The 16,186-nt window shown below is 32.7% G+C and carries 16 protein-coding genes; 10 read left to right on the top strand and 6 right to left on the bottom strand.

The features are described from left to right. The first annotated feature begins 284 nt into the window (after window positions 1-284). Window positions 285-1,793, top strand: a complete 1,509-nt coding sequence (locus tag ACQH1V_RS07175) for a proton-conducting transporter membrane subunit (protein WP_425360296.1) — start codon at window positions 285-287, stop codon at window positions 1,791-1,793. 23 nt (window positions 1,794-1,816) lie between these two features. On the opposite strand, the gene ACQH1V_RS07170 is transcribed toward ACQH1V_RS07175, so the two are convergent. The 3 genes from ACQH1V_RS07170 to ACQH1V_RS07160 form a co-directional block, all read right to left on the bottom strand. Beyond that, a complete protein-coding gene (locus ACQH1V_RS07170) occupies window positions 1,817-2,572 on the bottom strand; it encodes a class I SAM-dependent methyltransferase (RefSeq protein WP_425360295.1) in 756 nt (251 codons plus the stop codon). Between the two features lie 25 nt (window positions 2,573-2,597). Continuing rightward, the gene (locus ACQH1V_RS07165) at window positions 2,598-3,110 is read right to left on the bottom strand and encodes an RNA pyrophosphohydrolase (RefSeq protein WP_094649164.1); all 513 of its coding nucleotides are present in this window, start codon (window positions 3,108-3,110) and stop codon (window positions 2,598-2,600) included. Window positions 3,111-3,207: 97 nt separating this feature from the next. Continuing rightward, the gene (locus ACQH1V_RS07160; RefSeq protein ID WP_094649165.1) at window positions 3,208-4,566 is read right to left on the bottom strand and encodes a PleD family two-component system response regulator; all 1,359 of its coding nucleotides are present in this window, start codon (window positions 4,564-4,566) and stop codon (window positions 3,208-3,210) included. 716 nt (window positions 4,567-5,282) lie between these two features. Here ACQH1V_RS07160 and efp point away from each other — a divergent pair. The 6 genes from efp to ACQH1V_RS07130 all read left to right on the top strand — a co-directional run bounded on the left by efp (window position 5,283) and on the right by ACQH1V_RS07130 (window position 9,458). Further along, window positions 5,283-5,849 (top strand): elongation factor P, encoded by a 567-nt coding sequence (gene efp, locus ACQH1V_RS07155; protein ID WP_425360294.1) that lies wholly within the window; start codon window positions 5,283-5,285, stop codon window positions 5,847-5,849. A 6-nt stretch (window positions 5,850-5,855) separates the two neighbouring features. Beyond that, window positions 5,856-6,587, top strand: coding sequence for an inositol monophosphatase family protein (locus tag ACQH1V_RS07150; protein ID WP_425360293.1), 732 nt, complete (start codon window positions 5,856-5,858; stop codon window positions 6,585-6,587). Window positions 6,588-6,829: 242 nt separating this feature from the next. Further along, entirely contained in the window at window positions 6,830-7,138 is a 309-nt protein-coding gene (locus tag ACQH1V_RS07145; protein WP_341748947.1) for a DUF2610 domain-containing protein, read from the top strand. A 402-nt stretch (window positions 7,139-7,540) separates the two neighbouring features. Next, window positions 7,541-8,236: a phosphatidylserine decarboxylase gene (locus ACQH1V_RS07140; RefSeq protein WP_094649169.1), complete on the top strand. Its 696-nt coding sequence runs from the start codon at window positions 7,541-7,543 to the stop codon at window positions 8,234-8,236. Between the two features lie 37 nt (window positions 8,237-8,273). Then, window positions 8,274-9,038: a CDP-alcohol phosphatidyltransferase family protein gene (locus ACQH1V_RS07135; protein WP_341748945.1), complete on the top strand. Its 765-nt coding sequence runs from the start codon at window positions 8,274-8,276 to the stop codon at window positions 9,036-9,038. 105 nt (window positions 9,039-9,143) lie between these two features. Next, window positions 9,144-9,458: a hypothetical protein gene (locus ACQH1V_RS07130; protein ID WP_425360292.1), complete on the top strand. Its 315-nt coding sequence runs from the start codon at window positions 9,144-9,146 to the stop codon at window positions 9,456-9,458. Here ACQH1V_RS07130 and ACQH1V_RS07125 read toward each other — a convergent pair. Continuing rightward, on the bottom strand, window positions 9,415-10,101 hold the full coding sequence (locus ACQH1V_RS07125; RefSeq protein ID WP_425360291.1) for a Tim44 domain-containing protein: 687 nt from the start codon (window positions 10,099-10,101) through the stop codon (window positions 9,415-9,417). The two genes, ACQH1V_RS07130 and ACQH1V_RS07125, sit on opposite strands and share 44 nt — an antisense overlap. Window positions 10,102-10,744: 643 nt before the next feature. Continuing rightward, entirely contained in the window at window positions 10,745-11,644 is a 900-nt protein-coding gene (locus ACQH1V_RS07120; protein WP_425360290.1) for an Rpn family recombination-promoting nuclease/putative transposase, read from the bottom strand. Between the two features lie 183 nt (window positions 11,645-11,827). Between ACQH1V_RS07120 and ACQH1V_RS07115 the strand changes: the two genes are divergently transcribed. From ACQH1V_RS07115 to terL, 3 genes are read left to right on the top strand one after another with little or no spacing between them, the layout of a single operon-like run. Beyond that, window positions 11,828-12,994, top strand: coding sequence for a phage portal protein (locus ACQH1V_RS07115; protein ID WP_425360289.1), 1,167 nt, complete (start codon window positions 11,828-11,830; stop codon window positions 12,992-12,994). Further along, a complete protein-coding gene (locus tag ACQH1V_RS07110; RefSeq protein WP_341749493.1) occupies window positions 12,991-13,254 on the top strand; it encodes a hypothetical protein in 264 nt (87 codons plus the stop codon). Before ACQH1V_RS07115 ends, ACQH1V_RS07110 begins: the two co-directional genes overlap by 4 nt. Beyond that, window positions 13,251-14,654, top strand: a complete 1,404-nt coding sequence (terL, locus tag ACQH1V_RS07105) for a phage terminase large subunit (protein ID WP_375333853.1) — start codon at window positions 13,251-13,253, stop codon at window positions 14,652-14,654. The genes ACQH1V_RS07110 and terL overlap by 4 nt, the downstream gene beginning before the upstream one ends. Before the next feature lie 185 nt (window positions 14,655-14,839). Here the strand turns inward: terL and ACQH1V_RS07100 are convergent, their stop codons facing one another. After that, a complete protein-coding gene (locus ACQH1V_RS07100; RefSeq protein WP_425360288.1) occupies window positions 14,840-16,174 on the bottom strand; it encodes a hypothetical protein in 1,335 nt (444 codons plus the stop codon). Between the last annotated feature and the right edge of the window lie 12 nt (window positions 16,175-16,186).

Here is a 16,186-nt window from a genome sequence, read left to right as displayed (position 1 = left end):
ACAGCTAACCCGACTAATATCACGCCAAATTCCCAGTTGTCATTGCGAGGAGCTACTTATAGTAGCGACGAAGCAATCCAAGAAAACAATAAATTTGGATTGCTTCGTCGGCTTACGCCTTCTCGCAATGACGCCAGTTTACTATGGTTAAATGCTAATCACTCTAATTATACACTATTACAGTCTAGCACTAAGTATAAATATTATGGGCTAATTTTTGTTAGTGTAATACAACTTCTCCTACCAATATTCTTAAACCAATTACAACTATTAGGAGGGCGTTAATGTACCCTTCTGTTACCCCTAGTTTTTTGATTATATCAACTTTACTTTTAGCTATGTTAAATTTAGTTACACCTTTTATCAGTAATAGTGATAATAATACACGTAACTCTTTATTAATTACCATTAGTAGCTTCTTTTTTGTCAATATTTTAATTATTGATTGGTTATTTCTGAAGGGCGTAAGAGCCAATCTATCAATAACCATCTTTAGTAATTTTGCTATTGGACTGCATTTAGAAGCTCTCAGTCTCATTTTCTTAACCTTACTGAGCTTCTTATGGATTTGTGCATTAATTTACACCACTAAATATTTGGCAATTAATAATATTGATAATTCTAGTCGTTTTCTATTCTTCATTAATCTAAGCGTATTATCTGGGGGGATGGTAGCATTATCTTCAAATCTCTTTACGATGTTTATTTTTTATGAAATATTAACATTATCAACTGCTCCATTAATTGGTCATAGTGGTGGAGATAAAGTTATGGCAGGAGTCTATAAATATTTAAAAATATTGATGATCTCAGGGATATTACTATTCTTGCCAGCTATAATAATTATTTATGCTAAAGCAGGGCATGGTAACTTTACCTCCCAAGGTTTTATCGAGCATTATTTTTCCAAGAATCAAACCATAATTTTGTTATTAATGTTTATTTTTGGCACATCAAAGGCAGCCTTATATCCTTTGCATCAATGGTTACCAGCGGCAATGGTAGCACATTACCCTGTAAGTGCTTTGCTACATGCAGTGGTAGTTGTTAAAACTGGACTTTTTTGTATTTATAAAATTCTGATATATATTTTTGGTCTTAAATATTTACACTCTATTTTTGCCGAATTTAATTGGATCATTTTCTTACCTATTATCACCATATTTTATAGTTCCTTTAAGGCATTAACTAGTGATAATATTAAGAAGATTCTAGCCTACTCTACGATTAACCAATTAGGGATAGCTTTACTTAGTAGCTTGATGTTTACCTCAAAATCTATAGGAGCAGCTATCCTACATTTATCTTCACATTCATTTACTAAAATCTGTTTATTTTATGGAATGGGAAGTATTTATAGCTTAAAGAAGACTAACCAGATATCTAACCTAATCAATGCTGGTAAAGAAATGCCAAAAACTAGCTTTATGGTATGTATTGCCAGTTTATCGTTAATCGGCATTCCCCCCTTTGGTGGTTTTATTAGTAAATTTTATATTATGCTTGCCGCTGCTGAGCAAAATCAAATATTAGTTATGGGAGTGCTAGCTTTAAGTACTTTATTCTCTGCACTTTATTTAGCAAAGCTTGTGATATTTATTTATAAGCCTGTAAATTGTCATTCCCGCGAAAACGGTAATCTAGAACCCCACCTATGTAGGGATGATATGAAAATTTCAGAAAATAAATTGCCCAATTCCATGATGCTTAGTCTAATTATATGTTCATGTTGCATCATATTATTTTATTTTATACAGATTTTTATTAAGAAGTTTTTTATATTTATATGGTAAATATAGCTATGCACTCATTGTAACTATCTATCGTGCTGTTCGTTCTTCTTAGCAACAATCTGAATTTCGATGCATAGGCTAGGAATTAGTTTACCTAATTTATGGTTAAAATCTAACCACCATTTATGATTTTCAAGTGGTCGAAGAATACCTCCTGAAATAACTCGAAATCCTCTATGCTCTAAAATTTCCAATTCAGTATATTTATGAAGTAATTTTGTAAATGTAATTAATGAAAATGCTTGAACATGACCTCTAATTTTTTTTACTCGACATATTTTATCAATTAAAGGCACTAAATATCGACGTACTAAATGTATTCCATGAGGGAAAATTGGAACCCCCAGAAATAACGTCCCGCCAGGCTTTAATACTCTTTCTATCGATTTAAAAGCAAGTTCTAATTCATCTAAATGCTCTAAAACTTGTTCACAAATTACAATGTCAAAACTGTTGCTCGGAACATTTAACATTCCTTGCATTAAATCAGCTTGGTATAAACAACTATAAGATTCCTTCTTATATATATCATCTCTTATTTCAATATCTGCTCCATAATAATCTATTACTTCATTATTTGGTTGATTTTCGATATAACGCCGAGACACACCAGAAGCAACACCAATATCTAATAACTTTACTCTTTGGTTTTTAGATTTAATTTCACTTACAATACGACTAACATCTTTTGAAATAACGTAATATCTACTTTGACGCAAACTATATTTCTCGCATCTACGAGAATCTACACCAAAAGCCAACTGTTTTTTATTAGTCATAATACCAAATTTAATTTCTAATTTCTTACTTTACAGAACATAGTGTATCATTAATGATCGGAGAAAATTCTTTAACTACAGCTTTATAAAGTTTTCGTTTAAAGGGAATTATAATTGACAATAATTCGTCAAATTTAACCCAACGCCATTCCTCAAATTCTGGGTTACTAGTGTTAATATTAATGTCTTCATTAGTGCCTTTAAACCTAATTAAAAACCACTTTTGTTTTTGCCCTCGGAAATTACCATTCCATAATTTAGGTATTAAAATTTTAGGTACGTCATAACTATACCAATATTTGCTTTCTGCAAGAATATCACCTTTATTACAACCTATTTCTTCTAGCATTTCCCTAAGAGCTGCAACACTGGGTGTTTCTCCCAAATCTATACCGCCTTGGGGCATTTGCCAAGCCGATATTTTAGTGTCGATTCTTTTACCAACAAACACTCTATTAGTACCATCAATTATCATCATACCTACACTTGGTCTGTATGGTAATTCATGGTAACATTTACGAAGAGTTTTATTTTTCATATTCTTAAGTTTTGTATGAAAGGCAGATTTGCAAAATGCCCATCTCTCAACCTATTATACCTGATTGCTCTTCATTTGTGTACCTAAATTATTAATCTTAAGTTATTTTAATCACTCTATTTCTCCCTTGTTCCTTTCCTTGATAAAGAGCTTTGTCGGCACGCTCTATAAAATCACTAATAGTTTCTCCAGTTTTATATTCAGTTACTCCTATTGAGATAGTTTTTTTAATAGGATTTTCTTGAGTTTTAACTTTAAACTCAATAGATTCCACTCTTGTTCTTACCCGCTCCGCTACATACATAGCCTCGTCAATTGTTATATCGTTTAACAGGACAGCAAATTCCTCACCTCCATATCTAGCAATTAAGTCTGTAACCCTAAAAATATTCTTCAGAACATTAGCAACGGTTTTTAGCACTACGTCTCCCGCTTGATGACCATAATTATCATTAACTTGTTTAAAATAATCAATATCACACATTAGTAAGCATAAAGGTCTTTTGCTATCATCAGCTTTTTTTACCATTTGCTTTATATGCGTATCAAAATAATGACGGTTAAATATACCAGTCAAACCATCTTTAATAGATAAGTTTACGCTTAATTCTAAATCATTGCGTAATTTATCTTGATAGTGTTTTCTTCTCAGTTGAGTTCTAATTCTAGCTAACAGCTCATTCTTATCTACTGGATACATAAAATAATCATTAATACCCAGTTCTAAACCTTTGATAACTGTTGCTCTATTTTCTTCTTCAGCTTGTAATATCAGCACTATATCATGAAATTTAGTATTAGAGCGTAACATCACGCTTATTCTCAAAGGGTCTCCTTGTTCTAATTGACAGCTAATAATTACTAAATCTAGAGTATCTTCACTATCTTTCTCCAATTCATTGATATCAGATATTATTTTGATATTGGGGGTAAGAGTTAGAAGCATTTTATTGATATTTCTTGCCTGTACTATATCATCGTTAATTAACAGTATTTTACTATCTGAAAAATTATCTTGTATTTCTATGACAGAGCCACCTAATTCAGCATTAGTAGTATTTCTTAGTTTGAGTTCATCAATAACCGCCTTCATTCTAGCAAGAGATCGTACCCTGGCAAAAAGAGCAGTATCATCAATAGGTTTTGTTAAGAACTCATCAGCTCCAGCTTCCAGACCTTTGATGCGATCTTCAGTATCAGAAAGGGCTGTAACCATAATAACTGGTATATGCATGGTAGAAATATTAGACTTAATTCTTCTACAGGTTTCAAATCCGTCCATATCAGGCATCATGGCATCAAGCAATACAATATCAATTCTATTAATGGCAAGAACATTTAGAGCGTCTTTGGCGTTATTGGCAGTAAAGACAGTGTAATATTCCCCTAAAAGTTTAGCTTCCAGTAATTTAATATTTGCTTCTATATCATCAACTACTAGTACATTGGCAGTCATAAAATAAATATATTCTCTTTATGTTTTTTATAATATTAGACCTCTTGCATAACCTAAAGATAATTGAGGAATTTTTAGGAAAAACGAAGTCGAGTACCGCAGCGTACTAAGATGTACGTGAGGAACGGAGACGAGTTTTGACAACAAAATTACCAATTAGATTAGGTTATGCAATAGGTCTATTGTGATTGTATCATAATTTTTTATAGCACTAAGTAATTTTACTAAATTATTATCAGGATAATTTAAAATTTGCAGGAAAGTACAAGACGTCATTGCAAGGAGCTTAAGTAGCATTGAAGTAATCCATAAGAAGTAACCAAAAATGGATTGCTTCGTTGGCTTACGCCTCCTCGCAATGACGAGTTATAGAAGTATACGTCATTGCGAGACCACATAGTGGTCGCGGCAATCCACACATTATTGGATTGCTTCATCGGTTTACGCCTCCTAGCAATGACGTTTTTACCCTGTCATTCCCGCGTAGGCGGGAATCTAGACCCCGCCCCAAAGCAGGGGTGACACAAAAATGGATTGCTTCGTCGCAATGACATCGTTTGTTTTTTCCTACGATTTCTAAACTACTCTGAAATTATATTACTTAAATATACTTGTTTTTATAGCAGTTATTGTATATTCTTCCTAATAAATTCATGTTCTTAATAGTTAATTTGGGACTAGATTTTAGATAAGTATAATAATAAAGTAATAATAATATGAAAATTTCAGCAAATGCTATTAGAGCTGGCAACATTATAGTGTATAATAATGAGCTATGGGTTGTGCATAAAACGCCTGAACATACTAAACCCGGTAAAGGTGGGGCTTATGTACAAGTAGAGATGAAAAATTTTAAAACTGGTACAAAGCTTAACGAGCGGTTTAATTCATCTGATTATGTTGAAAAAGCACAACTTGATACCAAAGATTTACAATTCCTCTATTTTGAGGAAGATAATCTAGTGTTAATGGATAATGAGACCTTTGAGCAAATTTTAATTAATAAGTCAATTCTTGGTGAAAGTTTGCCATTCCTTGAAGATAATATGGTATTAAAGGTACAGTTTTATGAGGAAAAAGCTTTAAGTGTTGAATTACCACAAACCGTTATTGCTGAAATTATGCAAACTGATCCCGTAATTAAAGGGGCTATGGTCACATCTTCTTACAAACCAGCAATTTTAACTAATGGAGTAAAGGTAATGGTACCACCTTATTTAGTGGTAGGTGAGAAAATAGTGGTAAAAATTGAAGATGTTAGCTTTGTTGAAAGAGCTAAGTAATATCTTATGCAACAACCGATAACCAGTTTACTTATTGCTGCTTCACGTAAAGCTGTTAAATTTTTGCATAGAGATTTTTTGGAGCTAGGAATGCTTCAAAGGTCTAGTAAAGGAAATTATGATTTTTGTAATAAAGCTTATGTTAAAGCACAAGATTTATTACGTAATGAGTTGCAAAAATATACAAGTGCGTTATTCTTTCCAGAGGATAAGTTTAAACTAGATAATAGTGAAGAGATGGTTTTACTAATAAATCCGCTGGATGGTTTTAGTAATTTAGAAAAGAGCCTACCATTTTTTGCTGTATCTATAACGTGTTTAAAGAAGATTAATCAAATTTTAACTACGATATGTACGGTGATAAATTTTCCAGCTTTTGATGAGATTTATTATGTTGAAAAAGGAAGAGGGGTATGGTCAGAAAATAATACTAGTAACAATAGTAGATTAAGGGTTTCTGGTTGTAATAGTGTTGATAATTTTCTAATCGCTACCGATGATCTTAATATTAACCCAGTTTTTTTGAAAAATGCTAGGGTTCTTGGTTGTCATTGTTATGGAATGCTACTACTGGCAGCTGGTAAGATTGATGTTGTTTATTGTTCATCATTAAATTATACTTTGAAAGCTGGCTTTGATCTAATCGTCCGAGAAGCAGGTGGAGCAATAATAAATAATGATGAAATGTTTGTTGCTACTAATTATGAACTTTCTAAGAAATTTGAACATTTATTATAGCTAACCTGAGTAGTATGAGTATACAAACCTCAGACATCATTGCGAGACCACGCAAGTAGGTCGAAGCAATCCATTTCTAACCATTTTCTTGGATTGCTTCGTCGGCTCACGCCTCTTCGCAATGACGTTTTTACCATGTCATTCCCGCGTAGGCGGGAATCTAGACCCCTGCTTATGCAGGGGTGACACAAAAATGATTTAGATTTGCTATATAGGGATTTTTAATAATTTGATGTTATATTATGAAGAAATTTACTGTTAATTGTGATTTTGGTGGGCAAATGGCACCGTTTACCATATATGTAGGGCAGCCTGAGCCGGGACATCATCCTTTGCATTTTCAGGATGACTGGTTATCAAAGCAACGTGGTGGAAAAATACCAGCAGAGGTCATGGATGCAATTACTAAACTACAAGAACTGGCTAATAAGAATAATGTATTACTTGAAGAATTATGTGTGTATGCTCTTGGTTCAGCCCAAGAAGAGGACGATAGAGCTGAAAAAAATGAAGAATCAGAAAGTAATAATGATATTAGCGATGATATATGATATATCTGGATGGATTGCTTCGTTCGTGCTTTGCACCTCATCGCAATGACGTTTGGCTAAAATTATTTCCGTCATTGTGCATAGGCGTAGTTTAAGAAAACAATAATTGAGAAACCGTCATTGCGAGGAGACCGTAAGGTCACGAAGCAATCCAGAAAAGTTATTAAAAATGGATTGCTTCACCGCTACTAAAATAGTAGCTTCTCGCAATGACGTTTGAGGTTTATGCACTCTTCGCAATGATGGGTACTTGTCTGCAATTTTTAAATTGCTATGAGGGTTGCATAAGGTGAATAATAAAAAAAAATAAAAATAAAATGCAATTACCTATTAGTGTCATTAATAATATAATGTATAATAACAATATTGCCAAAAGTAAATAATACAAATTAGAGAGTGAGAATGAAGCAATATAATGATTTGTCGAAGATTATTCATCGAGAAGGCTACATATTTATTGTAAGCTTTGCTGTGATAACTTTTTTACTCTTTACTGTCAATAATACCTGTGGGTATATAGGATTGGTTATGACAATTTGGTGTGTATATTTTTTTAGAAATCCGGATCGATTTACCCCGATTAGTGACGATTTGGTGGTTAGCCCAGCAGACGGAATAGTACAAAAAATAACTGAAGCAGTTCCGCCGATAGAACTTGGTCTTGGTGATCAGGAGATGATTAGAGTTAGTATTTTTTTGAATATTTTTAATATTCATGTAAATCGTATTCCAGCTAACGGTAAGATTTTATCTCTACATTATAATCCAGGAAAGTTTTTTAATGCTTCTCTTGATAAAGCCAGTATCTATAATGAACGTCAATCTGTTTTAATGGAAACAAAAAGTGGGCATAAAATTGCTTTTGTCCAAATAGCAGGATTAATAGCCAGAAGGATATTATGTGACTTAGAAGAAGATACTGAGGTTAGAATTGGTGATAGATATGGTATTATCCGTTTTGGTAGTAGAGCGGACGTTTATTTGCCACTTAAAACTGCCCTTTGTGTTACTGAAGGGCAAACTGCAGTTGGTGGAGAAACTATTATTGCTGATTTTAAGAACAAAAAAACATCTGAACTTAAATTTGAAAGAAGGTGAGGCTATTGCTACTTTAATGTAAGTATATAGGTATAAATTGATTAGAATACGCAAAGTTAGAATAACAAAACCAATTCCGTTTATAAAATTGCTTCCTAATTTTATCACTCTATTGGGGCTTGTCATTGGTATTAGTGCCATTAAATTTGGATTGGATGGTATATGGGAAAGGGCTGTATATTGCACCTTAGTTGCTGCTATAATAGATGGAATTGATGGTAGGATAGCACGGATGCTAAATGCTACTAGTCCTTTTGGTGCTGAACTGGACTCATTATGTGATTTTGCTAATTTTGGAGTAGTGCCGGCTTGTCTTGTATATTTATGGTCTTTTCAACAATATGAATATAAAGTATTTTCATGGGGAACTATATTGCTATTTATCGTATGTATGGCATTAAGGCTTGCAAGATTTAATACTGCTATTTTTCATGAGGCAAATAATAAGAAACTAGAATATTTTTTTACTGGTGTACCTGCTCCTTGTGGAGCTTTACTTGCTCTAATTCCCATGATTTTAGATTTTGAAGTGAGTGGCATTTTAGGTATCAATATTCGTACCCATACCATTATAATAGGTCTATATATTGTGGTAATTGCTTTTTTACTGGCTAGTAGGTTGCCAACATTTTCGACAAAAAATATTAAGATAAAACACGAATATTTATCATTAGCTATGATGGTGTTTGCTGTTATCATCATAAGTCTTATTATATATCCATGGTATTTATTACCATTCATTGCCTCTATATATATTTTGTCTATACCAATTTGCTGTTTTATTAGTAAAAGATTTTATTAGGAGCTGTGAACAAATTTATATTTCTCTGCTTTCAAGAATTGGCTAGCAAAAGCAATGAGTGGTGACGTCAGTAATTTCTTATCAATTACTATATAGGTTTATAAAATGCCAAACCCAACAACTTATACAATAGAAAACTTAAGTGATGCACGAGAGTTTTTATCTGAATTTCACGATCCTGTTATTTTAACTAATAAAACTGGTAGTACGAGATATTACGGTATGCTAGTGCTTGATTATATGTTTAAGATATTAACCAAAGAATTCCCCCAAATCGTAAAAATTATTGTTAATGTAGAGAACGATCACCCAGCTTTGTTTACTGTTATCAAACTTAATTACCAAAATATAATTTATACTGGTGAATCATCAGAGGCTAAGAAGTTAGCTGTTCCTCATTTTCTAGGCGAACAACATTAGTTAAAAACCAATCTGTATTTTTAGAAATAAGACTTCTGGAAAACGTCCATTCTTCTTTCATGTTTTTTATCTTACTAGTTACCTTTTTACCTGTGAATAATACTTTTAGAAAAATATTATTCGCAAATGTATAAGCTTCAGAAATTTGGGCATCTAGTACGCTACCATGAACAAATTCTCCATAGGTTTGAGAAAAAATATGAAACTCTTGAATATATCTTTTATCCACTAATGTCAGTAAATCGTCAATATCATCATCGTTAGAAGCTTCAATGATCAGCTCAAAGGCTGCCTTTGCACTATGCAAAAATTTTCTTGCTTGAAATGATGGAAGTTTAGCAGATATAGCTTGAATTCCAGCTATTATAGCCACAGAATCTTCATCAACTATTAATCCATCAAATTCCATAGGATTGATAGGGGCTGGTTTTACCATAGTTTGAGGTAAATTTTTCTTAAAAAAAACACTAGTATCAGCTTTTGCTGTGCAAGTAACGTCTCTGATTCCTGTTTCACCGAAAAAGGAAGATTTACCTTTAGATGGATCTTCATCTGATGTAGAGCCAAGCGTAGCAATTAACCTATTTATAATAAAAAAAGCAATCGCAGCAAAAATTAATAACTCTATTATTTGAGCAGACATTTAATATAACTCATTGTTTAAATTCTTTACATTAATGCATCTTGCATTAATGTTTTAATGTTTGCAACACAACGTCATGGCTCAGAACTACTTTAGTAGCGACAAAACAATCCATAAAGTAACCACAAATGGATTACTTCGTCGACTTTATACCTCTTCGCAATGACGTCAGATTAGCTACAACATTATTTTATACCATAAAATTTCTGACCTTATATTTGGGTTCTATGTTGGCACAAGCAAGCATTGGTACTATCAAAAGAATAGCTGTAAACGAATATTTAAGAGTGCTGAACATATAATAATTGCCTTGATAAAATTGTTATCATTAACACCACCATAACTTATTAGGCTAGTACATACTAATACTTTAATAGAATGGAAACAAAATGACAAGCAATTTTACTAAGTTTGTTGTGAACATTTTTCTTTATAGCTAATTCGACTATAGTCAATTCAGAAGAATTTAGGGTTAGGAGCGATGAGTAACGACGTCACCAACTTCTCATCAATTGATTATAACATTACTTCATCATTGCAAAGCGACGTAAGCCGACTAAGTAATCTTAAATTGTCGTTCCTGCGTATCTTGCCATCGTAGCTTCGGTGCGGAATCTATAACATCTCAGAGCTTTTTGTAAAATTATACCACCAACTCTTCTATTGCTTTTTTAGACAATCCTGTAGATGTAGAGATGATATCAATTGACACACCAACTTTAAGTAAATTTTTAGCTACAGCCATAGCTTTTTTCTCTTCTCCTCTAGCTTCTCCTTCATCGATATATTTTTGTGCAATGGTTCTCATAATATTTCCTTTTTCTTCTTCAGATAAATATTTAGCTAGTAACTGTTCTAATTCCGATTGCTTTTCTTCAGGCAATTTGGCATCAGTATACCATAAAAACGATCTTAAGTAAATATAACCATTCTCTTTATCCACTAATATTTCTAACTTAAACCTTTCTAAAAACTGCTCCCATAATTTTATCATATCTCGCTGATGTATATGCTTCATCACATATTCCATCATCCCTAAATGTTTCTTCTGCACTATCTCATCATCAGACATACTCTGTAAATCTACCAATTGGTAATCTTCCGTCATCAGTTTTTTAGCTTGCTCAGAATCCGTAAATAAATTCCATAAATTCCTTGGAGCATGATATTTATCTACACCATTATACATGATAATCGGACAAATTAATGGTAGCTTATCCTCACTCTTTTTATGCCTTTCACATAATAATAACGTGTACCTCCAAAGTCTTAGTGCCATCCAATAATCAGATGTCGATTGATGATCAAGCAAAACATAGATGAATGCACTCTCATCATTTTTAGTTCTTACCGAATAAACTATGTCACTATATTTTCGTCTCAAACTCTCTTCAATATAACTTTCTTGCTCTATTTTGATCTTGGATAAGTCTATCTTTTCTTTAAAATTATTCGGTAAATAATATTCTAAAAATTCTTGGGCTGCTATTTCATTTCCCATTATTTTCTTAAATAACTGGTCATGTTTTGGTCTTTTCGTCATCTTAATTCTCCTTAGACATATTATTTCTCCTTGTTTATTGGTTAGTTGGTTTATTTGTAATCAAGGGAGGTATGTAATGCAATAAAAAAAATTTAAATATTTGACAAATATTTATGCGTCAACACTTAGTGCAGCAATAAAATAATGTTATAAGTAATTACAAGAAATTTATTTTAGGTAAGTATGATAACAGAATATCTTAGAAAGGTCTTTAAAGCCAAAAATTGTAAATCTCATACATTTATTGATTTTAATAGTTTAGGGAATTCAGAATTTAGGGATGTAAAAGTTGGGATAGAGGCATATCGTAAAAATGTTATAGTTTATCGATGTGTGAATTTAATAGCCCAGTCAGCAAGTCATGTCCCTTGGATAGTTAGTAAAAACAACCGAGGGGCTTTTGAAAAAATGCCAAATCATCCTGTTTATAATTTATTGAAAAAACCTAATCCAGAAAAAGCTGGAGCAGATTTTTTTGGTGAAGTGATAGCAAGTAAGCTGTTATATGGTAATGCTTATATTTTAGTAACATTAATAAATAATCGTCCCCGAGAAATTTACTTATTACCTGCCAATTCGACTGAATTAGTATTAGAGAGGAATTCTCCAGTAGCATATAGATATATAAATAGCAGTGGAGAAAGAATTTATCCTATTTCATCAATTGATCGAATGAGCAAGGTGCTACATTTGAAAAACTATCATCCTACCAACTGTTATTATGGACTATCTTGCCTTGATGCGGCTTCCTTGTCAATCGATCTGCATTTGCAAGCTACTAGCTGGAATAGTTCTTTACTGAGGAATGGAGCTCGTCCAAGTGGAGCATTGATAGTCAAAGAAACTAATGGTTATCTTAGTGATGAGCAGTTTGATAGGTTACACGAGCAACTTACCGAAAAATTTACCAGTAGCAATAATTCTGGTAAGCCTCTTCTTTTAGAAGGTGGACTTGACTGGCAAGAAATGAGTATTAATCCCAAGGATATGGATTTTATCGAGGCAAAAAACTCTGCAGCTAGGGAAATAGCTTTAGCTTTTGGTATTCCCCCTCAATTGTTAGGTATCAATGGTGATAATACTTATAGTAATATGCAAGAAGCTAGATTAGCTCTGTGGGAAGAGACGTTAATTCCGTTGCTTGATAAATTATCAGACGCCTTAGGTAACTGGTTGTCTCACTGGTATCAAGAGGAGATTATTATTGATTTTGATCGGGATAGTATTTCAGCATTGACCGAAAAACGAGAGAATTTATGGGCTAAAATCTCCAATGCTAGTTTTATGACTTTGAACGAGAAGAGATCTCTTGTCGGTCTTAAACCAATAGATGGTGGAGATAGATTATGACAAACGATACAATTACTACATTATATGGTTTTATTGCTAAGATAGTTTCTCTGCTTGAAGATGAAATAGATGAGCTAGAATCAAAAAAATCCAAGGGGGAGATAGTAGTTAAAAAGAATATTACTGAAACGCTGAATAAATTAGTCAATTTAATTATTCAGCTAAATAAACTTAGCAAAGATGAGTATTTAAATGAAAACACCATAATGAAAGAAGAGGACAAAGAAATTATAGCTGAATTTTTGAGTAAATATCAATGACTTATCCGAAGAAGTTATTATATGCAATATTGAGGCAAGATTTTAATAGTTTCATCAATAAAGTATTTAATACCATTAATCCTGGAGTAGAATATCAAGCCAATTGGCATATTGAGCTAATTGCTGAATATTTGCAAGCAGTACAGAATGGAGATATTAAGAGGCTAATCATTAATATGCCGCCTAGGTCTCTAAAATCTGTATGTATTGGAGTAGCATGGCCAGCCTGGATATTAGGACATGATCCAACAAAAAGGATTATGTCCGCCAGCTATTCTCAAGTATTAAGTGTAAAACATTCTTTAGATTGTCGTTTGGTACTTACTTCCGATTGGTATCAGCAAATTTTTCCGAAGACTATTTTAAGTAAGAAACATAATCAAAAAAGTAAATTTCTGACAAATAATAATGGTTTTAGGTTTGCTACGTCAGTTGGTGGTTCGGCAACAGGTGAGGGGGGTGATATACTCATTATTGATGACCCACATAACCCTACTCAAATCAATTCACCCAAAATGCGTAAACGGGTGATTGAATGGTTTGAACAAACTTTTGTCACCAGACTTAACAACAAAAATACCGGAGCAATAGTATTAGTTATGCAAAGATTACATGAAGAAGATTTAAGCGGACATTTATTGGCAAATTCCAATTGTTGGCATCATTTAAAAATTCCAGCTATGGCAAAACGAGAACAAATATTTTCAATCAATAAGTATAAATATCAATATGTTACAGGTGATATTTTGCATAGTTTTCGCGATAATCCTGATTATCTGATAAAATTAGAACAAGAAATTGGTGTGCATAATTATGCTGCTCAATATTTGCAAGAGCCAATATCTAATAATTGTATATTGTTAAATATTGAGGATATTAGTTTTTATGAAACCATACCAAAAAAATTTGATTATTTTGTGCAAAGTTGGGATACTGCCATTAAAATTTCAGAAAATGCTGATTATAGCGTTTGTACCTCTTGGGGTATTTTAGATAAGAAATATTATCTTGTATCAATGTTCAGGCAAAAAGTTACTTATCCAGAGTTAAAGGGGCAAGTAGAAAAACTAGCCAAGAAATATTGTCCTAGATATATATTAATTGAAGATAAAGCCAGTGGTCAGCAAGTTATACAAGACCTAAGATTAGATGGGATTGTTAATATAGTTGCCATAAAGCCCAGACTTGATAAAATTACTAGATTCTCCTCAGTTTTAGCTTTATTCCAATCTACAGCCGTAGTTTTGCCAAAACAATCGGCTTTTAATAGTATATTACTCAATGAATTGTTAAATTTCCCACATTGCAAAAATGATGACATAGTTGATTCAGTTAGCCAATTTTTGAATTTTATCAAAGAGCGATCTAACAAATCAATAGCAAGGATACGGGGGTTTTAATTGGCTATATGTTTACACAGAAAAGAGTCATATATGGACGAGTGAATTTGTCATTCCTACTTCGGTGCGGAATTTAGACCCCTGCCTTCGCAGGGGTGACACTAAGGTAAGCAGGGGTGACATTGAGTCCCTTGTCATTCCCGCGTGTAGGCGGGAATCTAGCCCTCTGCTTACGATAACTCTTTCTAAATTGTCCTAACCCCCTCTTTTTTATTATGTGGAGGTGGTGATATTAATATTTTAGATGAAATATGTGATTTTGCTGCCTGTCCTACAATTTTTGCTTTATCATACAATTGTTCAAGTGCTGCTATCTTGCTTTTATCGTAAGAATATCCGTGCCATTTATTTTTTAAATACTGACAAATTTTTTCAACAAAATTTTTCCTTGGAACTATCACATTCGATGAAGTAGCTCGCTCTTTTACTAAATCTTTAGAAAATTTATTCATTGTATATTTGTCTGGTTGAGCAATAAACTTACTTAACTGATCAACAGTTTCTTTAGCAATATCGTTAATTGACTCTGCACTTAATTTATTGGTTTTTTTATCTTTTTGAGTTTCGATTGCTTGGTCAATTTGTTTTACTAACAAATCAGCTAAAGCCTCTTTAACACCATCTAGTCTTTTTAATGCTGTTATTGCTTTAGTCTCATCTTGTTCAGAATGTAAAATTTCTGAAATTTTTTCTGTTACAGCTTCTTTATATTGTTCAGCATTAAGAGCATCAGCTACTAATTCCTTCGATAAAGCACCATTACTCTTAATAATTGATAAAGGATCTTTGGCAGGACAGGATGCTTTGATTGTTTCTAACTTGCCAATAAATTGATTAGCAACCTCTCCAGTACCAGCTACATCAATTATTACTTGCTGTTTCGGTTCGGCTTCTCCTACTGTTCCTAATGTAGCTGTAATATTTATCGCCATAAAATCTTGGCTATTAAATTTTGTATCTACCATATCTCTAAGGTCTGAAAATGGAGCTAAAACGTACTTACTACAATCAAATATGGCTTTCTGTTCTCCAACATATGATAGATTATTATCTTTATCTATAATAATCTTCGACACAACACCATCTCTTAGCCACTCATTCATTATAACATCCGTACCATCCTTATAGTAGCAATCATCGTATGTTTTTGCTTTTAGTTTGTTAAATCCAGCCATACCACCAGCTATACCAGCTTGATAATTTGCTGCTAAGATATATTCTGTTTGTTGTGTTGACAATTTATAATCATTGGTTAATGCCTTATGCATGTCTTGATAGGTTACTTTATACTCATCATCTTTACCTACCTTACACTGAGCTATTAGGTCTACTAGCCCCCCATTTGGAGTCTCAATATAAAAGACCGCTTTTCGTTCTATATCCTTATTAAATCTACGTTGTACTTCAATCTCATCTTTATAATCTTTGTCATATTTAGGATCAAAGCATTCTGCTATAAATTGTAAATTTTTATCCGAACTTTGTATAGCATCATCAGATGTAAAACTATGTGATTTCATAATATCTCCTTA

Source organism: Candidatus Tisiphia endosymbiont of Ceraclea dissimilis (genome assembly GCF_964030735.1).
Taxonomy (GTDB): domain Bacteria; phylum Pseudomonadota; class Alphaproteobacteria; order Rickettsiales; family Rickettsiaceae; genus Tisiphia.
Note: the sequence above shows the minus strand (reverse complement) of the source record. Positions and strands in the feature narration are given on the sequence as shown.